24 protein-coding genes are annotated in these 23,084 nt (G+C 67.5%); 21 read left to right on the top strand and 3 right to left on the bottom strand.

What is annotated here, in order from left to right:
* Window positions 1-64: 64 nt before the first annotated feature.
* The 10 genes from trmD (at window position 65) to whiG (ending at window position 9,480) form a co-directional block, all read left to right on the top strand.
* Entirely contained in the window at window positions 65-856 is a 792-nt protein-coding gene (gene trmD, locus ACTMO_RS0111580) for a tRNA (guanosine(37)-N1)-methyltransferase TrmD (protein ID WP_019854863.1), read from the top strand.
* A gap of 367 nt (window positions 857-1,223) precedes the next feature.
* On the top strand, window positions 1,224-1,580 hold the full coding sequence (gene rplS / locus ACTMO_RS0111575) for a 50S ribosomal protein L19 (protein WP_019854862.1): 357 nt from the start codon (window positions 1,224-1,226) through the stop codon (window positions 1,578-1,580).
* A 368-nt stretch (window positions 1,581-1,948) separates the two neighbouring features.
* Complete coding sequence (lepB, locus tag ACTMO_RS0111570; protein WP_019854861.1) at window positions 1,949-2,896, top strand: signal peptidase I; 948 nt, start codon at window positions 1,949-1,951, stop codon at window positions 2,894-2,896.
* Between the two features lie 2 nt (window positions 2,897-2,898).
* A complete protein-coding gene (locus ACTMO_RS0111565; RefSeq protein WP_019854860.1) occupies window positions 2,899-3,669 on the top strand; it encodes a ribonuclease HII in 771 nt (256 codons plus the stop codon).
* 33 nt (window positions 3,670-3,702) lie between these two features.
* Complete coding sequence (locus tag ACTMO_RS0111560; protein WP_019854859.1) at window positions 3,703-4,026, top strand: DUF2469 domain-containing protein; 324 nt, start codon at window positions 3,703-3,705, stop codon at window positions 4,024-4,026.
* A 391-nt stretch (window positions 4,027-4,417) separates the two neighbouring features.
* A complete protein-coding gene (locus ACTMO_RS0111555; RefSeq protein ID WP_019854858.1) occupies window positions 4,418-4,816 on the top strand; it encodes a YraN family protein in 399 nt (132 codons plus the stop codon).
* A gap of 2 nt (window positions 4,817-4,818) precedes the next feature.
* A complete protein-coding gene (locus ACTMO_RS0111550) occupies window positions 4,819-6,342 on the top strand; it encodes a YifB family Mg chelatase-like AAA ATPase (protein ID WP_019854857.1) in 1,524 nt (507 codons plus the stop codon).
* Window positions 6,339-7,481, top strand: a complete 1,143-nt coding sequence (gene dprA, locus ACTMO_RS0111545) for a DNA-processing protein DprA (RefSeq protein WP_019854856.1) — start codon at window positions 6,339-6,341, stop codon at window positions 7,479-7,481. The genes ACTMO_RS0111550 and dprA overlap by 4 nt, the downstream gene beginning before the upstream one ends.
* 72 nt (window positions 7,482-7,553) lie before the next feature.
* Window positions 7,554-8,522 carry a tyrosine recombinase XerC gene (locus ACTMO_RS0111540; RefSeq protein ID WP_019854855.1) on the top strand — a complete coding sequence of 323 codons (969 nt, stop codon included), beginning with the start codon at window positions 7,554-7,556 and terminating at the stop codon, window positions 8,520-8,522.
* Window positions 8,497-9,480, top strand: a complete 984-nt coding sequence (gene whiG, locus ACTMO_RS0111535) for an RNA polymerase sigma factor WhiG (protein ID WP_026449125.1) — start codon at window positions 8,497-8,499, stop codon at window positions 9,478-9,480. The genes ACTMO_RS0111540 and whiG overlap by 26 nt, the downstream gene beginning before the upstream one ends.
* Before the next feature lie 46 nt (window positions 9,481-9,526).
* On the opposite strand, the gene ACTMO_RS0111530 is transcribed toward whiG, so the two are convergent.
* Window positions 9,527-10,075, bottom strand: coding sequence for a M23 family metallopeptidase (locus tag ACTMO_RS0111530; protein ID WP_026449124.1), 549 nt, complete (start codon window positions 10,073-10,075; stop codon window positions 9,527-9,529).
* Window positions 10,076-10,572: 497 nt separating this feature from the next.
* Here ACTMO_RS0111530 and rpsB point away from each other — a divergent pair, with 497 nt between their 5' ends.
* From rpsB to ACTMO_RS20950, 6 genes are all read left to right on the top strand, one after another.
* A complete protein-coding gene (rpsB, locus tag ACTMO_RS0111525) occupies window positions 10,573-11,403 on the top strand; it encodes a 30S ribosomal protein S2 (protein ID WP_019854852.1) in 831 nt (276 codons plus the stop codon).
* A gap of 85 nt (window positions 11,404-11,488) precedes the next feature.
* Complete coding sequence (tsf, locus tag ACTMO_RS0111520; protein WP_019854851.1) at window positions 11,489-12,304, top strand: translation elongation factor Ts; 816 nt, start codon at window positions 11,489-11,491, stop codon at window positions 12,302-12,304.
* Between the two features lie 175 nt (window positions 12,305-12,479).
* Window positions 12,480-13,217, top strand: a complete 738-nt coding sequence (gene pyrH / locus ACTMO_RS0111515; RefSeq protein ID WP_026449123.1) for a UMP kinase — start codon at window positions 12,480-12,482, stop codon at window positions 13,215-13,217.
* A gap of 123 nt (window positions 13,218-13,340) precedes the next feature.
* The gene (gene frr, locus ACTMO_RS0111510) at window positions 13,341-13,898 is read left to right on the top strand and encodes a ribosome recycling factor (protein WP_019854849.1); all 558 of its coding nucleotides are present in this window, start codon (window positions 13,341-13,343) and stop codon (window positions 13,896-13,898) included.
* Between the two features lie 40 nt (window positions 13,899-13,938).
* Entirely contained in the window at window positions 13,939-14,784 is an 846-nt protein-coding gene (locus tag ACTMO_RS0111505) for a phosphatidate cytidylyltransferase (RefSeq protein ID WP_019854848.1), read from the top strand.
* A gap of 316 nt (window positions 14,785-15,100) precedes the next feature.
* Window positions 15,101-15,526 (top strand): hypothetical protein, encoded by a 426-nt coding sequence (locus ACTMO_RS20950; RefSeq protein WP_033401898.1) that lies wholly within the window; start codon window positions 15,101-15,103, stop codon window positions 15,524-15,526.
* A 58-nt stretch (window positions 15,527-15,584) separates the two neighbouring features.
* Here the strand turns inward: ACTMO_RS20950 and ACTMO_RS0111495 are convergent, their stop codons facing one another.
* Complete coding sequence (locus ACTMO_RS0111495) at window positions 15,585-16,271, bottom strand: metal-dependent transcriptional regulator (protein ID WP_019854846.1); 687 nt, start codon at window positions 16,269-16,271, stop codon at window positions 15,585-15,587.
* A 166-nt stretch (window positions 16,272-16,437) separates the two neighbouring features.
* On the opposite strand from ACTMO_RS0111495, the gene rlmN reads away from it, so the two are divergent.
* Window positions 16,438-17,553, top strand: coding sequence for a dual-specificity RNA methyltransferase RlmN (gene rlmN, locus ACTMO_RS0111490; RefSeq protein ID WP_033401535.1), 1,116 nt, complete (start codon window positions 16,438-16,440; stop codon window positions 17,551-17,553).
* A 64-nt stretch (window positions 17,554-17,617) separates the two neighbouring features.
* Here the strand turns inward: rlmN and ACTMO_RS0111485 are convergent, their stop codons facing one another.
* A complete protein-coding gene (locus ACTMO_RS0111485; RefSeq protein ID WP_019854844.1) occupies window positions 17,618-17,917 on the bottom strand; it encodes a DUF2631 domain-containing protein in 300 nt (99 codons plus the stop codon).
* A gap of 253 nt (window positions 17,918-18,170) precedes the next feature.
* On the opposite strand from ACTMO_RS0111485, the gene dxr reads away from it, so the two are divergent.
* From dxr to ACTMO_RS0111465, 4 genes are all read left to right on the top strand, one after another.
* On the top strand, window positions 18,171-19,433 hold the full coding sequence (dxr, locus tag ACTMO_RS0111480; protein WP_019854843.1) for a 1-deoxy-D-xylulose-5-phosphate reductoisomerase: 1,263 nt from the start codon (window positions 18,171-18,173) through the stop codon (window positions 19,431-19,433).
* Window positions 19,433-20,713 carry a M50 family metallopeptidase gene (locus tag ACTMO_RS0111475; protein WP_019854842.1) on the top strand — a complete coding sequence of 427 codons (1,281 nt, stop codon included), beginning with the start codon at window positions 19,433-19,435 and terminating at the stop codon, window positions 20,711-20,713. The genes dxr and ACTMO_RS0111475 overlap by 1 nt, the downstream gene beginning before the upstream one ends.
* 206 nt (window positions 20,714-20,919) lie before the next feature.
* Entirely contained in the window at window positions 20,920-22,068 is a 1,149-nt protein-coding gene (gene ispG / locus ACTMO_RS0111470) for a flavodoxin-dependent (E)-4-hydroxy-3-methylbut-2-enyl-diphosphate synthase (protein WP_019854841.1), read from the top strand.
* 102 nt (window positions 22,069-22,170) lie between these two features.
* Window positions 22,171-23,007, top strand: a complete 837-nt coding sequence (locus tag ACTMO_RS0111465) for a GNAT family N-acetyltransferase (protein ID WP_019854840.1) — start codon at window positions 22,171-22,173, stop codon at window positions 23,005-23,007.
* Window positions 23,008-23,084: the final 77 nt, after the last annotated feature.

Here is a 23,084-nt window from a genome sequence, read left to right as displayed (position 1 = left end):
CCGGACTGACGGGACAGCGGGACGGTGTATCTCGTGTGACGAGCACAGTGAGGGGGCGGTCGCGATGCGGATCGACGTGGTGACGATCTTTCCCGAGTATCTCGCCCCGGTGCGGGAGGCATTGCTGGGTAAGGCCATCGAGCGGGGAAGGATCTCCGTGGGCGTGCACGACCTGCGGGACTGGACGCACGACGTCCACCGCTCGGTGGACGACAGCCCGTACGGCGGTGGCCCGGGAATGGTGATGAAGCCCACCGTGTGGGGTGAGGCCCTGGACAGCGTGTGCGCGGAGGGCGAGGGGCAGCCGAGGTTGGTCGTGCCGACCCCCGCCGGAAGGCCCTTCGACCAGGAGACCGCGCGCCGGTGGTCCGGGGAGGGACACCTGGTCTTCGCCTGCGGCCGTTACGAGGGTATCGATCAGCGGGTGGTCGAGGACGCCGCTCGTCGTATGCCGGTGGAGGAGGTTTCCATCGGTGACTACGTCCTGGTCGGCGGTGAGGTCGCTGCGCTGGTCATGATCGAGGCGGTGGCCCGACTGGTACCCGGTGTGCTGGGCAACCCGGCTTCCGCCCAGCAGGACTCGTTCTCGGACGGACTGCTGGAGGGCCCGTGCTACACGCGTCCGGAGACCTGGCGCGGTCTGTCCGTGCCGGAGGTCCTGCTTTCCGGGGATCACGCGGCGGTGAGCCGCTGGCAACGCGATCGCGGGATCGAGCGGACGGTTCGGCGGCGCCCTGATCTGATCGAGCGGTTGCCCGCCGAGTGCCTGGACGAGCACGACCGTGCCGTGCTGGCTCGGTCGAGGGAGGTCGAGCAGCTCCCGGAGGAGGAGTCCTCCGCCTCCTCCGAGGTGTAGTGTCCCCTCGCCGCATCCCTCTCCTGGGACCTCCCTTCGGAGAGGCGGCCCTGGTTCGGATTCGCGGCAGCGGCTGGTAAGCTCTGCCGAGAAGCAGTGCGGCCGGCCGGGTGAGTGCCTGCCGGCGCCCGCGGATTTCCTGCTTCGGCAGGCGTCTTCCTCGCGGGACGAGGTGACGGAAAACGGCTCGATGACGACCCGCACATCGCCCGGACGGCGGTACCCGGGTCGCCACGGGTGGATCCGTGCAGTGGTCCTTGGCGGATCGCTGAGCGGGTCATCGGCCGCGACAGGAGTCGCGGTTCACGCGAACAGATTTCACTGTCGTGATCGAACGTTCAACGACACGGATGAGGACGGACCACCGATGAACAAGCTGGACGCGCTGGACGCCCAGTCGATGCGTTCCGACATCCCAGACTTCCGGCCCGGCGACACGCTGAAGGTCCACGTCCGCGTCATCGAGGGTTCGCGCGAGCGTGTCCAGGTCTTCCAAGGCGTCGTCATCCGTAGGCAGGGTGGCGGCATCCGGGAGACCTTCACCGTGCGCAAGGTCTCCTTCGGTGTCGGCGTGGAGCGTACCTTCCCGGTACACAGCCCGAACATTTCCAAGATCGAGGTCGCCTCTCGCGGTGACGTTCGACGGGCCAAGCTGTACTACCTGCGCGATCGCGTCGGTAAGGCTGCTCGGGTCAAGGAGAAGAAGCCCGCCAAGAACTCCTGAGGCGGGGCGGACGCACCGACGGCCGCGACAGGCCGGACGGGTGACGGACCAAGCGGTGCACGATCCCGGGAAGCTCCGGGGTCGTGCACTTTTTGTGTCCCGGTTCTCCCGGTTTCGGCGGTAATGTCGAATCCGCCCGCTCGAATTCCCTTCCAATTCCTTCGATTGAGTGAAGTGATTTCCGGGTGTGTGATCTCGGGAATCCCTTCATCCCGCCGAGACCGGTCAGGAGGAAGGCTCGTTCCCCTCCGGTCTCGGCGAAACCGCACCGCAGAGGCCTTTTCTCGTTCGTTCCGCCCTCGACCGGATCGAGCGGATGGGGGCGGGGTGCGGAAACGCCCCTGTTCCGAGTCCAGTAGGCTGGCGGAGTGGCCGACGTCATGCGTTCTCCAGGACCGGACGAGGAGCCCGCGGAGGAGCCCTCCGGGGAGGAAACAGCCGCCGAACGCGGTGACCGGACCTCTGACACGGGGACGGGCTCCGCCGGGAAGGGGAAAAAACGGAAAAAGGGGTCCTTCTGGTGGGAGCTGTTCGTCCTCGTGGGCACGGCACTGGTGCTGACCGTGCTGTTGCAGATGTTCGTGGCTCGCGTGTTCGTCATCCCCTCCCAGTCGATGATGGACACCCTGCACGGCTGTCCCGGCTGCAACAACGACCGGATTCTCGTCGACAAGATCACCTACCGCTTCAGCGACCCGCAGCCCGGTGACGTCGTCGTCTTCAGCGGACCGGACAGCTGGATGGAGGGCGAGTCGGGCGGAACGGAGTCGGCCAACCCCGTGGTGGGGTTCTTCCGGCGGGCCGGAGCGTTGCTGCACATCGTCAGCCCGGGCGAGAAGGACTTCGTGAAGAGGGTGATCGCCACCGGTGGACAGACGGTGGAGTGCTGTGACCCGCAGAACCGGGTGCTTGTCGACGGCGAACCGTTGGACGAGCCCTATATCCACTGGTCCGGCGAGTCCAGGACCCAGGAGGAGTTCGGGCCGGTGACGGTTCCCGAGGACCATCTGTGGGTGATGGGGGACAACCGGAACAACTCCCTGGACTCCCGGTACCAGGGCGGCGGGGGCCGTGCGGGAGCGGTTCCGGTCGACGACGTGATCGGGAAGGCACAGTTCGTCGTGCTGCCCCTGACGAGGTGGCAGAGCATTTACGAGGAGAATCCGCAGACGAGGGCGCTGGGTGCGGCCTCGGAGGGGGCGGCGAACTCCTCCGGGACGGGAGGACTCGGCTATCTGACCGTGGTGCCTGCCGCGTGGGCGGTTCGTCGCGGTTCCCTGTCGGTAACACGAGCGGACATTCGGGAGTATCACTGAGCGTGGGAGCGGAGCTCGCCGATCTGGAGTTGCCGCGGACCGTGGTTCGTCGGGACTCCGGCAGCTGGGCCTTGCAGAACGCTCTGGAACGTCGTGGGCTGGGTCCGGTCGTCGGAGTGGACGAGGCGGGACGTGGTGCGTGCGCGGGGCCGTTGGTGGTGGCCGCGTGTTCCCTGCCTCACAGGGACCCGGGGCGTTTCGCGGGACTGACCGACTCCAAGCTCCTCACGGCACGCGCCAGACAGTGGTGGTTCGAGCGGATCGTGACTCTCGCCACGGGATACTGTATCGTTTCCGTGGAGCCGGAGGAGGTCGACGAGCTGGGGGTTCAGACCGCGAACCTGGAGGGGATGCGCAGGGCCGTGGCCGGTCTGAGAGCGCACCCCGGCTACGTGCTCACGGACGGTTTCGAGGCCGGGGGACTCGCGGCCCCGAGCGTGGCCGTCCGTAAGGGCGACCGTGTCGCGGCCTGCGTGGCGGCGGCCTCGGTGCTGGCGAAGGTCAGCAGGGATCGGATGATGGTCGCGCTGCACTCCCGGTTGCCCGCTTATGATTTCGCTGGTCACAAGGGGTATTCGACGTCGGTTCACCAACGTGCTCTCCGGGAGCACGGGCCGAGTGCGTACCACAGGTGGAGTTACTCCAACGTGCTGGAGGCCGCGAACGCGCACGGTATGTGTTCGCCGCGTGGGAAGCGTGCTCGTCGTGGATCGTTCGATGCTTTTGATCAGGATGTGATGGACAATGGAGATGCCGACGTTGGGCACCCGTAGGCCGACCAGTGACAGAGAAGGACTCGCACAGCCATGAGCGCCGAGGATCTCGAGAAGTACGAGACCGAGATGGAGCTGCAGCTCTACAAGGAGTATCGCGACATCGTCGGTCAGTTCACCTATGTGGTGGAGACCGAGCGGCGTTTCTACCTGGCCAACGGGGTGGACGTGCAGGTGCGGAACTCGGATACCGAGGTCTACTTCGAAGTGGCCATGTCGGATGCCTGGGTCTGGGACATGTACCGTCCCACCCGTTTCGTCAAGAACGTGCGGGTCATCACGTTCAAGGACGTCAACGTGGAGGAGCTCGACAAACCTGAGCTGCGCCTGCCGGACGGCGGTCCCCCGTTCAACTGAGCTGATTTTGCTCTGGTCGCGACGTGGGCACGAGGTCCGGATGGTCGGCTGGGCCCCGGACCCGGAACCGCTCCGCGTGGTCCGCGTGCGGGGGCCGAGCGGGGAGGTGCCGGTGTGGGGATTTTCGTGTGTCCCCCAGCCCGCCTCCTTCCGAACGTGCCCTCGTGTGTCGCGGGACTCCTTTCCCTTCCTTTCCCGCCGGGGCGGGTACACCGCCCCGGTTTTTTCGTGTTCTCTTCTTTCCGGGAGCACCCCGTTCCCGACGCGGTGAGAGGAAACCGTCCACAACCTCCGGAATCTTTCCCCAGAAAGGTGCATCGACTCTGGTTCCTTTTCGGTGTTCGGGGCACTGTGAAGTCGTCGCATCCGATCGGCTAGGGGAGGATCCGTTATGCCGAAACCGATTGTGGGGGCTCTGTCCGACGACGACACCCACGGCCGCAGACACGCGCTCGGACGCGCCGGGGAACGACTGGCCGCCGAGTACCTGCGCCAACGGGGGTTGGTGGTGCTCGCGCGGAACTGGAGCTGCCCACAGGGAGAACTGGACCTCGTCTGCACGGACGGACACAGTGTCGTGATCTGCGAGGTCAAGACCCGTTCGGGCATCGACTACGGCGCTCCGGTGGAGGCGGTCAGCCCGTACAAGGTACGCAGACTTCGCGACGCGGCCGGGGCCTGGCTGCGAGCCCATGACGTGCACAACTGTCCGGTGCGTTTCGACGTGGTCTCCGTGTTGTGGCCGCCCGGTGAACCGGCTCGCATCGAGCACCGGCAGGAGGTGTACTGACGGTGGGGCTGCGGACCACTCACGCGGTCGCCCTGTTCGGTGTGGACGGGGTGCTGGTCGAGATCGAGGCGGACGTCCGTTCTGGTGGTTTGCCCGGCGTGCAGTTGCTGGGGCTTCCCGACGCGGCGTTGCAGGAGTCGAAGAACCGGGTACGCGCCGCGATCACCAACAGTGGGGAGTCCTGGCCGCTGTCCCACGTGACGCTGGCCCTCTCCCCGGCGGCGCTGCCCAAGACCGGGACATCCTTCGACACGGCGTTGGCCGTGGCCGTGTTGGCGGCCACCGAGCGGATTCCGTACTCCCCTCTCGAGGGAACGGTGTTCTTCGGTGAGTTGGCCTTGGACGGGCGTGTTCGCATGGTTGCCGGACTGCTTCCCGGGTTGCTGGCCGCCACGGAGAGCGGGATGCGGCGTGCCGTGGTTCCCGCCGCTGGTCTGGCCGAGGCGCGTTCGGTGCCCGGTATCGAGGTGCTCGGGGCCGAGTCCCTCAGCGAGGTGGTTTCCTGGGCACGCGGCGAGGGAGACTTGCATCAGTGTCCCACTGAGGAGTTCCGGGAGGCCGCGGAGGACGTCATCGAGGAGGATCTCGCCGACGTGCGCGGACAACCGGAGGCACGTCGGGCTCTCGAGATAGCCGCGGCGGGCGGACATCACCTCCTGATGATCGGTCCTCCCGGAACGGGGAAGACCATGCTCGCTCGGCGGTTGTGCGGACTGCTTCCCGAACTCTCGGCCGAAGAGGCGTTGGAAACCACGGCCGTTCACTCCGTCGCGGGGGTGCTGCCCGAGGGAGGGGCACTGGTCCGTAACGCTCCCTTCGTCGCACCGCACCATTCCGTCTCGGTGTCCGGGCTGATCGGAGGGGGAACCGGGCTGGCGCGCCCCGGGGCGGTCAGTCGTGCCCACCGGGGTGTCCTGTTCGTGGACGAGGCCTGCGAGTTCGGGGCACAGCGGCTGGAGTCGCTGCGTACGGCGCTGGAGGAGGGGGAGGTGCGTATTTCCAGGAAGGACGGGACACTGCGTTATCCGGCTCGGTTCCAGCTCGTCCTGGCCACCAACCCCTGCCCCTGTGCTCCTGCCCGTGAGCTCGACTGTCGCTGTACCCCGCAGGCGCGTAGACGCTATCTGAACAAACTGTCCGGGCCGTTGCTGGATCGTACGGATCTGCGGGTGCGGATGCGGTCGGTGACCACCGGTGATCTGGTCTCGGGCGGTGAGCCGGAGAGCTCGGCCCGGGTTCGTGCTCGCGTCTCGCGAGCGAGGGAGGCCGCCGCACACCGTTGGCGGGAGTACGGCTGGCGGACGAACTCCGAGGTTCCGGGGCCGAAACTTCGCGGGAAGTTCGCGCTGCCCGGAACAACGACAGCCCTGCTGGACCGGGGACTGGACACGGGGGCGCTGACCGCGCGGGGGGCCGACCGCTGCCTCCGGGTTGCCTGGACGTTGAGTGACCTGGATGGGGCGGAACGTCCGGAGGCCGAACACGTGGCCGCGGCTCTGCAGTTCCGGGAAAGGACGGTGGTATGAACGCCGGATCCGTGCCGGACGAGCAGACGCTCGTGGCCAGGGCCTATCTCTGTGCCGTGGCGGAGCCTCCCGCTCCGGCGCTGAGCCGTTTCACCGCCGAACGTGGCCCGGTCGAGGCGGCAGAGGCGGTGTACGCGGGGGACGTCGACCGGGCTGTGGGGCGGGAGGTGGAGGCCAGGAGAACCCGTGTCTCTGGACGGAGACTACTGGAACTGGCACAGCAGGAGGGAGTGCGACTGCTCGTCCCGGAACACCCCGAGTGGCCGGTCGGGAGCATGGAGGCGTTGGCGGGGGCCACCAGCGTGGGATTGGAGGGGCTCGCCGAACCACTGGCGTTGTGGTGTCGGGGCACCGGCGAGATGAATCCGTCCTCGCGTTTCGTGTCGATCGTGGGGACCCGGGCGGCCACGGGATACGGGGAGAGTCTGGCCGCCGAACTCGCCTACGGGGTGGCCTCGGCGGGCGTCGGGGTGGTTTCCGGGGCCGCTCACGGAGTGGACGGGGCCGCACACCGGGGAGCGCTGGCCGCCCGGGGAAGGACCGTCGCCGTCCTCGCGTGCGGCCCGGAACGGGACTATCCGGCCTCCCACGCCCGGTTGTTGGCCGAGATTGCCGAACGGGGGGTCGTTCTCAGCGAGTACCCGCCGGGGGTGTTGCCGCGCAAACATCGTTTTCTGGTGCGCAACAGGTTGATCGCCGCCCTGGGGAGGGCAACGGTGGTGGTGGAGGCCGGGGTACGCAGCGGGGCGGCCAACACGGCTGCCGCCGCGGACAGCCTGGGGTGTCCCGTCATGGCGGTCCCCGGGCCGGTCACCTCGGCGAGTTCCGTCGGCTGCCACGAGTTGATCCGTTCGGGACGGGCAATTCTGGTCACCGGTGCGGACGAGGTGTTGGAGGCGGTGCTGGGTCCGGGGGAGGGCGGTGAGTTCTCCCGACAGAAGCGCCACCGCGCCACGGACCGTCTCGACACGACCTCCAGAGTGGTGTGGGACGCACTTCGTTCGGATCGCCCCAGGCAGACAGAGCAGCTCGTTTTCGAGACCGGTTTTCCGGAGAGGACCGTCCTCGCCTGTCTGAACGCGCTCGAAATATCCGGTTTCGTACGTTTCGTGGACGAAGGGTGGACACGCTGCGAGTAGTGACGAACCGGGCGCGTATCGTGGCGATGTGCTACTTGACCCAGGTGGAGCCGAGCAGCAATGTCACTTGGCATGAACAGGACGAGTTCCGAGCGCCCGGACGCGTCCGCGAGGCGTGATCGGCTTTCCGAGGAGGCCGCGGATGCGGTCGAGCGGTTCGAACGACACGCTCGCTGGGAACGCGGGATGTCCGCGCACACCGTGCGGGCCTATGTCTCCGATGTCGTGTCCCTGCTCGCTCATCTCGAGAAGGAGAACGAGGACGACGGGGGCGTCGCAGGGCTCGACGCGGCCGCACTGCGTGCCTGGTTGGCTGCCGAGCACGACAGGGGAACGGGCAGGGCCACGCTGGCGCGTAGGGCCGCCTCGGCCCGAGCGTTCACGGCCTGGGCGCACGCTCGGGGCCTCCTGGAGGTCGATCCCGGTCCGCGGCTTTCCACGCCGAAGCGTCCTCGACGACTTCCTCCCGTGTTGCGCAGGGACCAGGCCGAGTCGATGTTGGATTCCTCCGAGGAGGGGGTTCGGGCGGAGGACCCCGTGGCGCTGCGTGACCACGCGGTGCTGGAGTTGCTCTACGCCACCGGCGTGCGGGTCTCGGAGCTGTGCGGGCTTGATCATGGGGATGTCGACCATGAGCGCTGTATGCTCCGAGTGGTGGGCAAGGGGGACAAGCAGCGGACAGTCCCCTTCGGAGTCCCGGCCGCTCGTGCCCTCGAACACTGGTTGGGGCGAGGGCGTCCGAGCCTGGCGCGTTCCGGTTCGGGCGACGCGCTTTTTCTCGGCGTACGAGGTGGGCGGTTGAACCCCCGTACCGCCCGTCGAATCGTGTACGAATCAGCCGGTGCCGTGCGGGGCGCTCCGAGGATCGGTCCCCACGGTCTGCGGCACTCCACCGCCACACACCTTCTGGAAGGTGGAGCCGACCTGCGTAGCGTACAGGAGTTGCTCGGTCACGCTACGCTTTCGACGACTCAGCTCTACACTCACGTGACCGTCGAACGGTTGAAGGCGATCCATGAGCGAACCCACCCCCGTTCCTGACGAAGCCGGGGGCGAAGCCCGAGCGGCGAGCGCGCGATCCGGCTCGAGAACACGCGGTCAGGCAGGAAAGTCACGTCCACGCCGGCGGGAGGACCGTGGACACCCCGGCAGCGTGTCCCGGCTCGATCCGGTGTTCCGTGGCTCTCGCTGGCTCCAGGGCGACCTGTCCCCGGAGACCCCTTCCGAGCGTGACGGTGAGGACGTGGAGGCGGGCATCGCCGCCCTGTGGCACGCGTTCGGCCAGAGCCGGGACCAGAAGCTCCGGGACCGGTTGGTGCTGCACTACGCGCCGCTCGTGAAGTACGTGGCCGGACGTGTGGGGACGGGACTGCCCGCGCACGTGGAGGTCTCCGACCTCATCCAGTCCGGGGTCTTCGGTCTCGTCGACGCGATCGAGAAGTTCGAACCCGAACGTGGTCTCAAGTTCGAGACGTACGCGATGCAGCGTATTCGGGGAGCGATACTCGATGACCTCCGCGCCCAGGACTGGGTACCCCGCTCGGTGCGGAGCAGGGCGCGGGACGTGGAACGCGCGTTGGAACGCCTGGAGGCGAAGTTGCAGCGCAGCGCCACCGACGCGGAACTGGCCGCGGAACTCTCCCTGAGTACGGAGGAGCTGCGCGAGCTCTTCGCCCAGCTCCAGATGACCAGTGTCGTCGCTCTCGACGATCTCATCGGTGTGGGCAGGGGGACGGCTTCCCTGGCGGAGACGCTTCCGGACGAGCGGGCCGAGGACCCGGTCAACACGCTGGTGGACAGGGATAGCAGGCGTCAGCTGGCCGAGGCCGTGGAACGGCTCAGTGACCGGGATCGCATCGTGGTGACCCTGTACTATTTCGAGAACCTGACACTCGCGGAGATCGGCAAGGTGCTCGGGGTGACCGAGTCCCGGGTCTGCCAGTTGCACACGAGGGCGGTGTTGCGGTTGCGTGGCAAGCTCACCGAGGTGAACAACTGAGAAGTGAGCCCGTGAAAGGGTGCTCCTTCCCGGGAGCGTCGGCGGGTCACCACGGCAGCAGCCGTACTTCCGGGGCGGTGAGCGCGCGCAGGGGGTTGAAGTACTCGTCCCCCCGTCGCAGTCCCCAGTGCAGGCAGGCGTCCGGCGGGGTCGCGGGACAGCCTGGGTGTCCTCCCGCGAGAAGTCCGAGTGTCTGTCCCCGGGCGACCCGTTCGCCCGGGCTGACCGTCGGTCGGACCGGTTCGTAGGTCGTACGTGTTCCGTTCCGGTGTTCGACGGAGACCACGGGTCGGTCCACCACGTTCCCCGCGTGGACCACGACTCCGGGTGCGGCCGCGTGGACGCGTTGTCCGGCTCGCCCGAGCAGGTCGACTCCGCGGTGTCCCGGGCCGTAGTGCCCAGCCGGAAGGTGAAATTTGTTCGCTATTCCGGGGTGATTCGGCAACGGAGGTGACAGGCTTTCCGCCGCCGGCGGGGCGTGTGCCGTGGTGGTCGCGAGAGACGGACTTCCGGGAACGGCGTTTCCGGGAAAGCGGACTCCGAGAGCCGTGATCGTGGCCGCCGAGGCCAGTGCGAGAAGACGGAGGGGGCGCATGGGGCGACGCTGTCAGAAGCGCCGGACCCGAACCACGGTCTCTCGCTCCTCCGGTGGACAAACCGGGGTGGTTGGGGAAACGGTCACCGCACTTCTGACGGCCGGGGGCGTGGCGTATACTCGGCAGCGCGATTCGCCAGGTGCGAGTCGACTTCGCGTGCGCGCGTGTCGACCTGCTCACGACGGTACTCGGTCAGCGGAGACCGTCCGGAGTCCGATTCGCCGACAGTTCTCGTTCGGTTCGAGTCGACGGGGCTGCGGTGGTCACCGACCACTTCCGGGCGTGACGGACTGCCAGGTGGAGCCGGCAGTCCTTCCGGTGGCTTCGGGAGAGCTGGTGAGACGGTCGTACGGAGCCGTCAACGGTCCCGGATTCCGTGGTTTTCGGGTGATGGCCTCCGGCGCGTACCAGGGCGGTGGGGCGTCCGGCCCTTCCGCGTCAACCGAAACCGCGCGTCGATACCGACGCGCCCGACACGTGAGGTGCGAATCAGGCTATGGCCGTCGTCACCATGAAGCAGCTGCTCGACAGTGGCGTGCATTTCGGGCACCAGACCCGTCGCTGGAACCCGAAGATGAAGCGCTACATCTTCACCGAGCGCAACGGCATCTACATCATCGACCTGCAGAAGACGCTGTCGTACATCGACGGGGCCTACGACTTCGTCAAGCAGACCGTCGCCCACGGGGGAACCGTCCTTTTCGTGGGGACGAAGAAGCAGGCCCAGGAGGCCATCGCAGAGCAGGCCCAACGGGTCGGCATGCCCTTCGTCAACCAGCGCTGGCTGGGAGGGATGCTCACCAACTTCCAGACCGTGCACCGCAGGCTGCAGCGTCTCAAGGAGCTGGAGACGATGGAGCAGACCGGCGGTTTCGAGGGTCGCACCAAGAAGGAGATCTTGATGCTGACCCGCGAGAAGGAGAAGTTGGAGCGGACCCTGGGGGGGATCCGCGACATGTCCAAGGTCCCGAGCGCCATCTGGATCGTGGACACCAAGAAGGAGCACATCGCGGTCAGCGAGGCCAAGAAACTGGGTATCCCGGTCGTGGCGATCCTCGACACCAACTGCGACCCGGACGAGGTGGACTACCCCATCCCCGGTAACGACGACGCGATCCGTTCCGCCTCCATGCTGACCAGGGTGGTCGCCGACGGCGTCGCGGAGGGCCTGATGGCTCGGAGCGGACGTGGCGAGGGTGCCGAGTCCGGGGAGTCCCAGAGCTCCGAGGAGCCGCTCGCCGAGTGGGAGAAGGAGCTGCTGACCAGCTCCGGTGACTCGGAGGAGACGGCGAACTCCGAGGTGAGCGAGCAGCCCGCGCAGTCTTGACCGGTCGGGTGCACCCGGCGCGGGCCGGGTGCACCCCTCGGTACTTCCGTTCCCCAGACACTCCGACGAGGATGGACGACGCACCATGGCGAACTACAGTGCGGCCGATGTGAAGCGTCTTCGCGAGATCACCGGCTCCGGCATGATGGACTGCAAGAAGGCGCTCGAGGAGAGCGAGGGCGACTTCGACAAGGCGATCGAGAACCTCCGCATCAAGGGTGCCAAGGACGTGGGCAAGCGCGCCGAGCGTTCCACGGCCGAGGGACTGGTCGCCGGTGGCAACGGAGTGCTGCTCGAGCTGAACAGCGAGACCGACTTCGTGGCCAAGAACGAGGAGTTCGTCGAGCTGGCCGACAGGATCGTGGAGGCGGCCAAAGCCACCAACTCCTCCGACGTGGAGACCGTCAAGCAGGCCCCCCTCGGGGACAGCACGGTCGGTAACGCCATCCACGACCTCTCCGCCAAGATCGGCGAGAAACTCGAACTGCGTCGGGTCAGCGTCTTCGACGGGCAGGTGGCCACCTACCTGCACCGCCGGGCGGCGGGACTGCCTCCGGCCGTGGGGGTTCAGGTGGAGTACACCGGCTCCGACGAGGAGGCCGCACGCGGCGTGGCCATGCAGATCGCCGCTCTCAAGCCCCAGTACCTGTCCAAGGACGACGTCCCCGAGGACATCGTCGCCAACGAGCGCAGGATCGCCGAGGAGACCGCTCGCGCCGAGGGCAAGCCGGAACAGGCCATGCCCAAGATCATCGAGGGCAGGCTCAACGGCTTCTACAAGGACAACGTGTTGCTCGAACAGCCCTCGGTGCAGGACAACAAGCGGACGGTCCGGGACCTGCTCGAGGAGGCCGGAATCAGCGTCACGCGCTTCACCAGGTTCGAGGTCGGCCAGGCCTGATCGCTCCTGCTGTGGATCCGCTCCCGTCGCCGTGCACGCTGCGGATCCGGCAGTCAACATGTGAACCGGAGCACTCCGGTTCCTTCCGGAGCGGTCCGCGAGAGTCGATGTCCGCGCCCCGCCTTCGTTCTCGGAGGGCGGGGCGCTTTCTCAGGAGGAACGAGTGACTGACGGCATATCCGTTGGGCAGACGGGCGAGAGTGGTTACCGGCGGGTGTTGCTCAAGCTCGGCGGCGAGATGTTCGGCGGCGGCAGTGTCGGCGTGGACCCGGATGTCGTCGGCACGATCGCACGGCAGCTCGCCGAGGTGGTCGCCAATGGCGTGGAAGTCGCGGTGGTCATCGGAGGGGGCAACTTCTTCCGTGGGGCCGAGCTGCAACAGCGTGGTATGGAACGGGCCCGCGGGGACTACATGGCGATGCTGGGCACCACGATGAACTGCCTGGCGCTGCAGGACTTCCTCGAACGTGAACACGGCATCGACACCCGCGTGATGACCGCCATCAGCATGGGGCAGGTCGCCGAACCCTATATTCCCCGCCGGGCCAGCCGCCACCTGGAGAAGGGGCGGGTCGTGATCTTCGGTGCGGGGACGGGAATGCCGTACTTCTCCACCGACACGGCCGCCGCCCAGCGTGCCCTGGAGATCGGCGCCGAGGTGGTGCTGATGGCGAAGGCCGTCGACGGGGTGTACTCCGCGGATCCGCGGACCACGCCCTCGGCGGAGCTCTTCGAGAACATCACACATCGCGAGGTGTTGGAACGCGGGCTCAAGGTGGCCGACGCGACCGCGTTCAGTCTGTGCATGGACAATCACATGCGGATCCTGGTCTTCAATCTTCTCGTGGAAGGCAACATCGCGCGTGCTGCCAGCGGTGCGAAAATCGGAACACTGGTCAGCACCCCCGGGTAACCGTCCGGTGCGGGTCGATTTGGGATCCTGTCCGGGCTGGTTCGGTACGCACCGGGCCGAGTGAGTACGACCCGTATCGACACATCCGTCGGAGCCTGCCGGGCCCACACCGAAGGAGCAGCCGTGATCGACGAGACCCTTCTCGAAGCCGAGGAGAAGATGCAGAAGGCGGTGGCGGTGGCCAAGGACGACCTGGCCACCGTCCGCACCGGCCGTGCGAATCCCGCGATGTTCTCCGGCATCGTCGTGGACTACTACGGTTCGCCGACACCGCTGAACCAACTGGCGAGCATCAGTGTGCCCGAGGCCAGGCTGGTGGTCATCAAACCGTACGATGCGAGCCAGCTCGGCGCCATGGAGCGTGCGGTCCGGGACTCGAACCTGGGAGTCAACCCGAGCAACGACGGCAAGGTCATCCGAGTGCAGGTTCCGCAGTTGACCGAGGAACGCCGCAAGGAGATGGTCAAGCTCGTCAAGCAGAAGGGCGAGGACGCTCGGATCACCCTGCGCAGTCTGCGGCGCAAGGCCAAGGAGGAGATCGACAGGACCGTCAAGGACGGCGAGGTCGGCGAGGACGAGGGCACACGCGGGGAGAAGGAGCTGGAGAACATCACCCACCGCTACGTCGCCCAGGTCGACGAGTTGGTCAAGAACAAGGAATCGGAACTGCTCGAGGTCTGAAGACGTGGTGACGGCTGGCCAGCGCGAAGGTGAGTCCGGAATGTCGACCGATGTGCCGGACGGAGCCGCACGTCCTTCCCGAGCGGGCAGGAACCTGCCCGCCGCGCTGGCGGTCGGCTTGTTGCTGGGCGCGGGCGTGGTTACCGCCCTGCTGACCTATCGTCAGTCGTTCATCGGCATCGTGGCGCTGGCCTGCGCTCTTTCCACCGTCGAGCTGGCGGGGGCGCTTCGACGGGGCGCGGGTGTCCGACTGGCGTTGCCACCGGTTCTGCTGGGGGGCCAGGCCATGATCTGGTTGTCGTGGCCGTTCGGGCTGTCCGGCGTACTGGTGGCCTTCGCCATCACGACCCTGGGATGTCTGGGCTGGCGCGTCCGGCTGGGGGTGCCCGGATATCTCCGGGACGTCACGGCTTCGGTGTTCACCAGCGCCTACGTGTCGATGTTCGCCGCTTTCGCCGCGATGCTGGTGCTGCCTGCCGACGGTGGGTTCCGGGGGTTGTGTTTCCTGATCGGTGTGGTCGCCTCGGACACGGGGGGCTACGCCTCGGGCGTGTTCTTCGGGCGCCACCCCATGGCACCCCGGGTGAGTCCCAACAAGTCCTGGGAGGGATTCGCGGGTTCACTGCTGGCCGGACTGGTGGCCGGAGTGCTGTCGGTGCCGCTGCTGCTCGGAGGCCCCTGGTGGGTGGGAGCGTTCTTCGGGGCGGCGATCGTGTGCAGCTCGACTCTCGGGGACCTGATGGAGTCGCTGATCAAACGTGATCTGGCCATCAAGGACATGGGCACCCTGCTGCCGGGGCACGGCGGCCTCATGGACCGGATGGACTCGTTGCTGCCTTCCGCCGTGGTGGCCTGGAGCACGCTGTTCTGGTTGCTTCCGGCCTGACCCCGCCCGCTCTGTGGGCACGGTGCCGTGTGCGCGAGGGAGCCGGGAAGGGACCGACGGTCCGTGACCGGTTTCCGGGCCCGTCGAATTCCGCGTACGGTGTTCGTTCGGACACCGTCCGAGAATGTTCCCCGTTTTCCCGGGCGTGGGGAATCCCGGAGTTCTGTCGGACGCTCGGCGGAAGCCGATTCGTGGAGGAATCTCCCCCGAATGCCGCCTTGTCGTCCGTGGATTTCCATGATCGACTTGTGTTCGAGTGGATTGTCGGGACGAGACCGGAGTTTCGGAGGGAACCGGTTCGGGTGGCAGGAGCGAGATGTTGATTACTGGGGGATTCGGTAGGTCGATCGCGGCGGACCTGGAGGAGGTCGGCCGGATGGACCGCGCTGAGCGCGCGCGGGTGCTACGGGACTTACGCAGGAACCATCCGCTTTACCGCACGTTGTCCATCAGGGTGGCTCTGGCGCGGGCCACGGGATTCACCTCCGGTCTGGCGTTGGCCGTGGCCGTCGTGCTGCTGGTGCAGGGAGCCGGTCTGCTCTGGGTTTCCGGTTTCGTGCTGGCCGGGTTGTTCGGATTCGCCTATGTGGTGATTCGTCTCACCGACAGCCGTTTCGATCTGTTACTCGCCGTGCTCGGAGCGCAACACCGTGTGGAATCCTCGCCGGAGGAGGGGGACGGTTCCGTCGAACGGGACGTCCGCGAGATTCCCGGTGGCAGGAACACTCGGGAGTCCGCCTAGACCGACGACTAGTGGAAAGTTCTCCCGAACGGTCACCGTTTTCCGTTTCGCGGAAAAGTCAGTGCTGTACGGTTATGGACAGCGCCTGCGCGATCTCCGACCCGAGGAAATGGGTTTCGGTCTCCTCAGCCTCGCCCACTCGGACCACCAGGGGGCCTCCGAACGGTTTGCGTTCGACGACCTCGATGCGGCTGCCCAGTGTCAGGGCGTGCTCGGTGAGGTAGCGGAGCAGGTCGGAGTCCGTGTCCCAGACCCTGGCTATGGTTCCGACCGTTCCGGGTTCGAGCTGGTCGAGCAGCTTGGTGGTCGGCTTCTCCACCACTCCGTCCGCCGTGGGGATCGGGTCGCCGTGCGGGTCGTGGGTGGGATGGCCGAGCTTGCTGGCTATGTGCTCGACGAGTTCGTCGGAGACGGCGTGCTCCAACGCGTCGGCCTCCTGGTGCACCTCGTCCCACGTGTAGTCGAGAACCTCGACGAGGAACTGCTCCAGCAGTCTGTGCCGGCGCAGCACGTCGCAGGCGAGTCTGCGCCCCTGTTCCGTCAGCTCCACACTGCGGTACCGCTCGTGAGTGACCAGGCCCAGTTGCGCGAGTTTGGTGATCATGCTCGACACCGAGGAGGGACTCAGCCCGAGACGGTTGGTCAGCGTCGTGTTGGTGACCGCCGCGCCGCGTTCGCTGAGTCCGTAGATCGTCCGTACGTAGTCCTCCACGGAAGCCGAGTGGCGCTCGACCGTGCCAGTCATGACTTCACCATAAGAGGTCTCCGCCCGTGCGTCCCTCACCCGTGGGCCGAATCCCACGGTCGGCCCGCCGAGCCGACCGTGTCCGTGGTCGTTCCCGCGCCGTTGGGGCGGTGCGCGTGCGGCCGCCGCGTTTCCCCCGGTGAGTCCGTGGGACAATGGTGACGTTATGAGTTCGAAGTCCCTTCCTCTTGTCTTCGATGCCCCGAAGCGGGGCATGCCCCCCAGGCATCTCGCCGACCTCTCCGGGGAGCAGCGCCGTGCGGCCGTCGCGGAACTGGGGGAGAAGCCGTTCCGCGCGCGTCAGCTCGCGCAGCACTATTTCGGCAGACTCACCTCCGACGTGGAGAGCATGAGCGATGTGCCCGCCGCGAGCAGGCAGCGGCTGGGCCAGGAGCTGTTGCCCACGCTGCTGACGACGGTGCACAACCTCGACACGGACGAGGGGTGGACCCGCAAGACGCTCTGGCGGGCCCATGACGGCACCACGCTCGAAAGCGTGCTCATGCGTTACCCGGATCGCGCCACCGTGTGCGTCTCCAGCCAGGCGGGCTGTGGGATGGCCTGCCCCTTCTGTGCCACCGGGCAGGGAGGGCTGCAACGTAACCTCTCCACCGCCGAGATCGTCGACCAGGTGCGGCTGTCGGCGGCGATGATGCGGGACGGGGACCTTCCCGGTGGGCCGGGCAGGCTGTCCAACGTCGTCTTCATGGGCATGGGCGAGCCGCTGGCCAACTACCGGAGGGTCATGGAGGCGGTGCATCGCATCTGCGATCCCGCCCCGGAGGGACTCGGGCTCGCGCAACGTTCGGTCACCGTCTCCACGGTCGGACTGGCTCCGGCGATCCGGCGAATGACCGAGGAGGGGCTGCAGGTGACTCTCGCGGTCTCACTGCACGCGCCGGACGACGAGTTGCGCGACACCCTGGTTCCGGTCAACAACCGCTGGAAGGTGGAGGAGGTGCTCGACGCGGCCCGGGGCTACGCCGAGCACACCGGCAGGCGTGTCTCCGTGGAGTACGCGTTGATCCGGGAGATGAACGACCACCCGTGGCGCGCCGACCTGCTCGGGAAGCTGCTGCACAAGCGACTCGGCAAGTTCGCGCACGTGAACGTCATCCCGTTGAACCCCACTCCGGGTAGCAAGTGGGACGCCAGTCCGAAGCCCGTGGAGCGGGAGTTCGTGCGGCGGGTGCGCGAGGCCGGGGTCTCCTGCACCGTGCGGGACACCCGGGGTCAGGAGATCGCGGCCGCCTGCGGGCAGCTGGCCGCCGAGAACGGTTGAGGGGGCAGGGCTCGGGACGACACCGCGCCGTCCCGAGCTCCACGACCGTCTCGCGCGGAGAGGTTCACCGCCGCCAGGAGTGCCTGCGCCTGTGCAGGTCGTAGAGCAGCCCGACCGCCATCACTGCGGCGATGGCGATCAGCCAGATGTCGGCACTGATGAATTCGCCTCCGCCGCTGAGTATTCCCTGGTGATTGCCGATGAGCATCATCACCATCGCGAACGTGCTGAACCAGCCGGCGATCTGGATGCCCTTCGGGAACGAACCGTGCCAGCCCCATTCGACCGACGGTTCCTCGGCGGGGTCGACTGCCTGGGTCGGCGCCTGTTCGTGATGGGTCCTGTCCAGTTCCGTGCTTGCCACGTTCCCTCCTGTGCCCGGGCGCGGATTCGGGTGAAACCGCGGACGCCGATTCCTTAGCACCAGGCGACGTGTGCGGTCCCGCCGCCGGCCGAGCAGGCCGCGCAGCACGCGAAGCCGCCGATGCGCGCCCATCCTCGCACACCGGGGCGACACGGCGGGCCGGACCGTTGGCGCCGTGCGCGGCGGGGAGCCCGGTGCGCCGGGACACGGACCGACTCGGCCGCGGATCCGTGCCGGGAGGGCGTGGGTAATAATGAGCACGATGGTCTCCGCCCAACCCGGTTCGAACAGGCAGGAAAACGACTCCGACTCGCCGCGTACGGTGACCCTGCTGGGGTCGACCGGCTCGATCGGAACCCAGGCGCTGGAGGTGATCCGCGCTGCTCCGGGACGGTTCCGGGTGCTCGGGATCGCCGCCGGGGGTAACGATCCCGGCGCGTTGGCCGCCCAGGCCCTCGAGTTCGGGGTCGAGGCGGTGGCCGTGGCGCGGGCGACGGCGGTGGAGGACGTGCAGCTCGCGTTCTACGCCGAGGCACAACGTCGCGGCTACGCGCGGGGCGAGTTCCGCGTGCCGCGGTTGTTCGCGGGCCCGGAGGCCGCCGCCGAGTTGGTGCGCCATACCGAGGCCCAGGTGGTGCTCAACGGTATGGACGGCTCACGGGGGCTGCGCCCCACCCTGGCCGCCCTGGAATCCGGGGCTCGGCTGGCGCTTGCGAACAAGGAGTCGTTGATCGCGGGCGGGCCGTTGGTGCTGCGCGCGGCCCGGCCGGGACAGATCACCCCGGTGGACTCGGAGCACTCCGCCCTGGCGCAGTGCCTGCGTGCGGGAACGGCGGAGGAGGTGCGCCGGCTGGTTCTGACGGCCTCGGGAGGGCCGTTCCGGGGGTGGTCCCCGGAGAGTCTGCACGACGTCACCGTCGAACAGGCCATGGCCCATCCCACCTGGTCTATGGGTACGGTGGTCACCATCAACTCGGCTACGATGGTGAACAAGAGTCTCGAACTGATCGAGGCACACCTGTTGTTCGCGGTGGACTACGATCGCATCGACGTGGTCGTGCATCCGCAGTCGATCGTGCACTCGATGGTCACCTACCAGGACGGGGCGACCATCGCCCAGGCGAGCCCGCCGGACATGCGACTGCCGATCGCCCTGGGACTGGGATGGCCCGAACGGGTGGAGGGGGTCGCCCCGCGGCTCACCTTCGACCAGGCCGCCTGCTGGACCTTCGAGCCGTTGGACGATGTGGCGTTTCCCGCGGTCGGCCTGGCCCGTCACGTCGGAAAGGAGGGCGGGTGCCTGCCCGCCGTATACAATGCGGCGAACGAGGAGGCGGTACAGGCGTTCGTCGCGGGCGGCAGCCGTTTCACCAGTATCGTGCGAACCGTGGAGGCGGTGTTGGCCGAGGCCGACGCGTGGCGCACCGATCCCACCAGCGTTGACGAGGTGTTCGAAGCCGAGGAGTGGGCCCGGGTCCGGGCCCGCGAACTCGCCGGTATGGAAAGAGCGCATTGATGCTTGTCGTGCTCGGCATCCTGATCTTCTTCCTCGGACTGCTGTTCTCGATCGCTTGGCACGAACTCGGTCACCTGGCCACGGCGAAGATGTTCGGTGTCAAGGTGACGCAGTACATGGTCGGTTTCGGCCGGACGATCTTCTCCAGGAAGAGGGGGGAGACCGAGTACGGGGTCAAGGCGGTCCCCTTCGGCGGTTACATCCGGATGATCGGGATGTTCCCGCCCAAGAAGGAAGAGGAGTACGGCAGGACCGCGTCCTCGGCTCCCTGGCGCGCCATGGTCGAGGACGCACGCCAGGCCGTGGCCGAGGAGGTGCGCCCCGAGGACTCGCATCGGCAGTTCTACCAGCGCAGCCCCTGGAAGCGGATCATCGTCATGGCCGCGGGCCCGTTCATGAACCTGATCCTGGCGGTCGGGATCTTCGCGACCGTGTTGATGACCTACGGGGTGGCCCAGCCGACCACCACGGTCTCCTCGGTCAGCCAGTGCGTGGTGGCCGCCGACGAGCAGGTCCGGGGGTGTCCGGAGGACGCCCCGATGTCCCCGGCCGCCGAAGCGGGCTTCCGGCCCGGGGACAGGATCGTGCGTTTCGACGGTGAGCGGGTCGACTCCTGGCAGGAGCTGCGGACCTCGATCCGGGACTCCTCGGGGACCGTGAGCGTGCTCGTGGAGCGGGACGGGCGGATGGTCACCCTGAACCCGGAGCTGATCCAGAACACCCAGCCGAGGCTCGGGAACCGGGAGGGCTACGTCGAGGTCGGTTTCCTCGGGGTCACGCCGAACGAACATCTGGTCCGGCAGAGTGCCGGTGAGGTGGCGGGCCGGATCGGGTCCATGATCGGCATGACGGCGCAGAAGGTCGTGGAGCTTCCCAGCAAGGTTCCGGACCTGGTCGCCGCGATCGGCGGTCAGGAACGTTCCGCCGACTCGCCGGTCGGGGTGGTCGGAGCCAGTCGTCTCGGCGGTGAGGTGCTCTCCTACGACGAGTTCTCGGTCGGGGCGCGGCTGATCGCCATGGTGCAGTTGCTCGCCGCCGTGAACCTCTCGTTGTTCCTGATCAACATGTTGCCGATCCTGCCGCTGGACGGTGGACACATAGCCGGTGCGCTCTGGGAGTCGTTGCGGCGCAAGGTCGCCAGGCTGACGCGTCGCCCCGATCCCGGCCCCTTCGACACGGCGAAGCTGATGCCGCTGGCCTACGGGGTCACCCTGGTCTTCATCGCCTACTCCCTGTTGGTGTTGGTCGCCGACATCGTGAATCCGGTCACCCTGACCTGAGCCCCTGGGGGTCCCCGCCGGTTTCCCGGCGCCGGGGCCCGCGCGTGGCGCGGGAAGGCCGTGGGGACGGGCTGGTTCCCGTCCTGAGTGCCGGGGCGGCTGCCGGTATCGTGGTCGACGGACCGGGTCCGCCGGGGTTTCCGGTACGTCCCGCCAGCCAGCGGAACCGACAATTCAATCCGCATTCCGAAAGTGGAGAGGACGCGATGACCGTCGATCTGGGTATGCCCGCCGCGCCCGAACCGGTGCTCGCCGAGCGGCGCAAGACCCGGCAGTTGCAGGTCGGATCGGTCGGTGTGGGCAGTGACCACCCGATTTCGGTTCAGACGATGACCACCACGAACACGACGGACATCAACGGCACGCTGCAGCAGATCGCCGAGCTGACCGCCTCGGGCTGCGACATCGTGCGGGTGGCGTGCCCGAGTGCCGACGATGCCGAGGCGTTGCCGATCATCGCCCAGAAGTCCCAGATACCGGTCATCGCCGACATCCATTTCCAACCCAAGTACGTCTTCGCCGCCATCGAGGCCGGCTGTGCCGGGGTGCGGGTCAACCCGGGCAACATCCGCAAGTTCGACGACAAGGTCAAGGAGATCGCCAAGGCGGCCAAGGACACCGGAACCCCCATCCGCATCGGGGTCAACGCCGGTTCGTTGGATCCGCGGATGATGGAGAAGTACGGCAAGGCCGTTCCCGAGGCCCTGGCGGAGTCGGCGTTGTGGGAGGCCGGGCTGTTCGCCGAGCACGACTTCCACGACGTCAAGATCTCGGTGAAGCACCACGATCCCGTGGTGATGGTGCGGGCCTACGAGATCCTCGCCGAGCGGTGTGACTATCCGCTGCACCTCGGGGTCACCGAGGCCGGCCCCGCCTTCCAGGGGACGGTCAAGTCGGCGGTGGCCTTCGGTGCCCTGCTGCGGCAGGGGATCGGGGACACGATCAGGGTGTCGCTGTCGGCTCCTCCCGTGGAGGAGGTCAAGGTGGGCACGCAGATCCTGCAGTCGTTGAATCTGCGCCCGCGCAAGCTGGAGATCGTGTCCTGCCCCTCCTGCGGTCGTGCCCAGGTCGACGTCTACAGGTTGGCCGACGAGGTGACCGCGGGCCTGGAGGGCATGGAGGTGCCGCTGCGGGTGGCCGTGATGGGCTGCGTGGTCAACGGGCCGGGCGAGGCCAGGGAGGCCGACCTGGGAGTGGCCTCCGGCAACGGCAAGGGGCAGATCTTCGTCAAGGGAGAGGTCATCAAGACCGTCCCCGAGAGTCAGATCGTGGAGACCCTCATCGAGGAGGCCGGTCGTATCGCCGAGGAGATGGAGGGCGAGGTCTCCGGGGAGCCCACTGTCACGGTGAGCTGAGGAGCCACCGAGACGCCCGAACGGGTGATCACCGGTGCGGGATGCCTCACGTCGCCCCGGTGTCGTGCGGCGACGACCAAGAGGGTCTGGCAAGCTTGGGCCGTGCTCAAGCTCGCGGGCGCGCGACTGTTGCAGGGACGGGACGTGGACAACGTCCGCACGTTGCTGGAAACGGATCCGGTGGCGGCCTGTATGGTGCTGTCCCGGATCGAGGCCGCCCGGGTGAACCCGACCTACCTGGGTGGTGAGCTGTGGGGCTACGGTGACGGTCCGGAGGGAGTCTGCTACTCGGGACCGAACCTCATTCCGCTCCGTGGTGGTCGTGACGCCATGCGCGCCTTCGCCGACCGGGCGCGGCGGCGAGGGCGCGTGTCCTCCTCCCTGGTCGGGCCCGCGGAACAGGTGATGTCCCTGTGGGAGGAGCTGGCCGCTCACTGGGGGCCGGCGCGGGAGGTGCGTGCCGAGCAACCCCTGCTGGTGCTGACCGAAGTCCCCGAGCGGTGGCCGGATCCGGCGGTACGCCGGGTCCGTTCCTGCGAACTGGACCACTACCTTCCGGCGGCCGTGGCCATGTTCCGGGAGGAAGTGGGGGTGGATCCGCTCGGTGGGACGGGAGCGGGCAACTACCGGGCGCGGATCGCCGACCTGATAGCCGGAGGTCGTGCCTTCGCCCGTTTCGAGGACGGACGGGTCGTGTTCAAGGCCGAGATCGGGGCGCTCTCCAGCACGGTGGGCCAGATCCAGGGGGTCTGGGTGCATCCCCGGTGGCGTGGCAACGGACTCGGTGCGGCGGGAACCGCCGCCGTGGCTGACCATCTGGTACGTCACATGGGACGTGTGGCCAGCCTGTACGTCAACGACTACAACACACCCGCGCGCAGAGCCTACGAGCGCATAGGATTCCGCCGTGGTGGGACGTTCAGCACCGTGCTGTTGTGACTTTCCCCTCGAAAGTGAGGACCGTGAGCTCGCCCGGAGCGCCGGACCGCGCCGGAGGGCGGGACACGGGGCAGAAT

Origin of the sequence: Actinopolyspora mortivallis DSM 44261, from assembly GCF_000384035.1 — a bacterium.
In the GTDB taxonomy this organism is placed as follows: Bacteria; Actinomycetota; Actinomycetes; order Mycobacteriales; family Pseudonocardiaceae; genus Actinopolyspora; species Actinopolyspora mortivallis.
The sequence above is the reverse complement of the archived record's forward strand: the minus strand, read 5'-3'. Positions and strand labels throughout refer to the sequence as shown.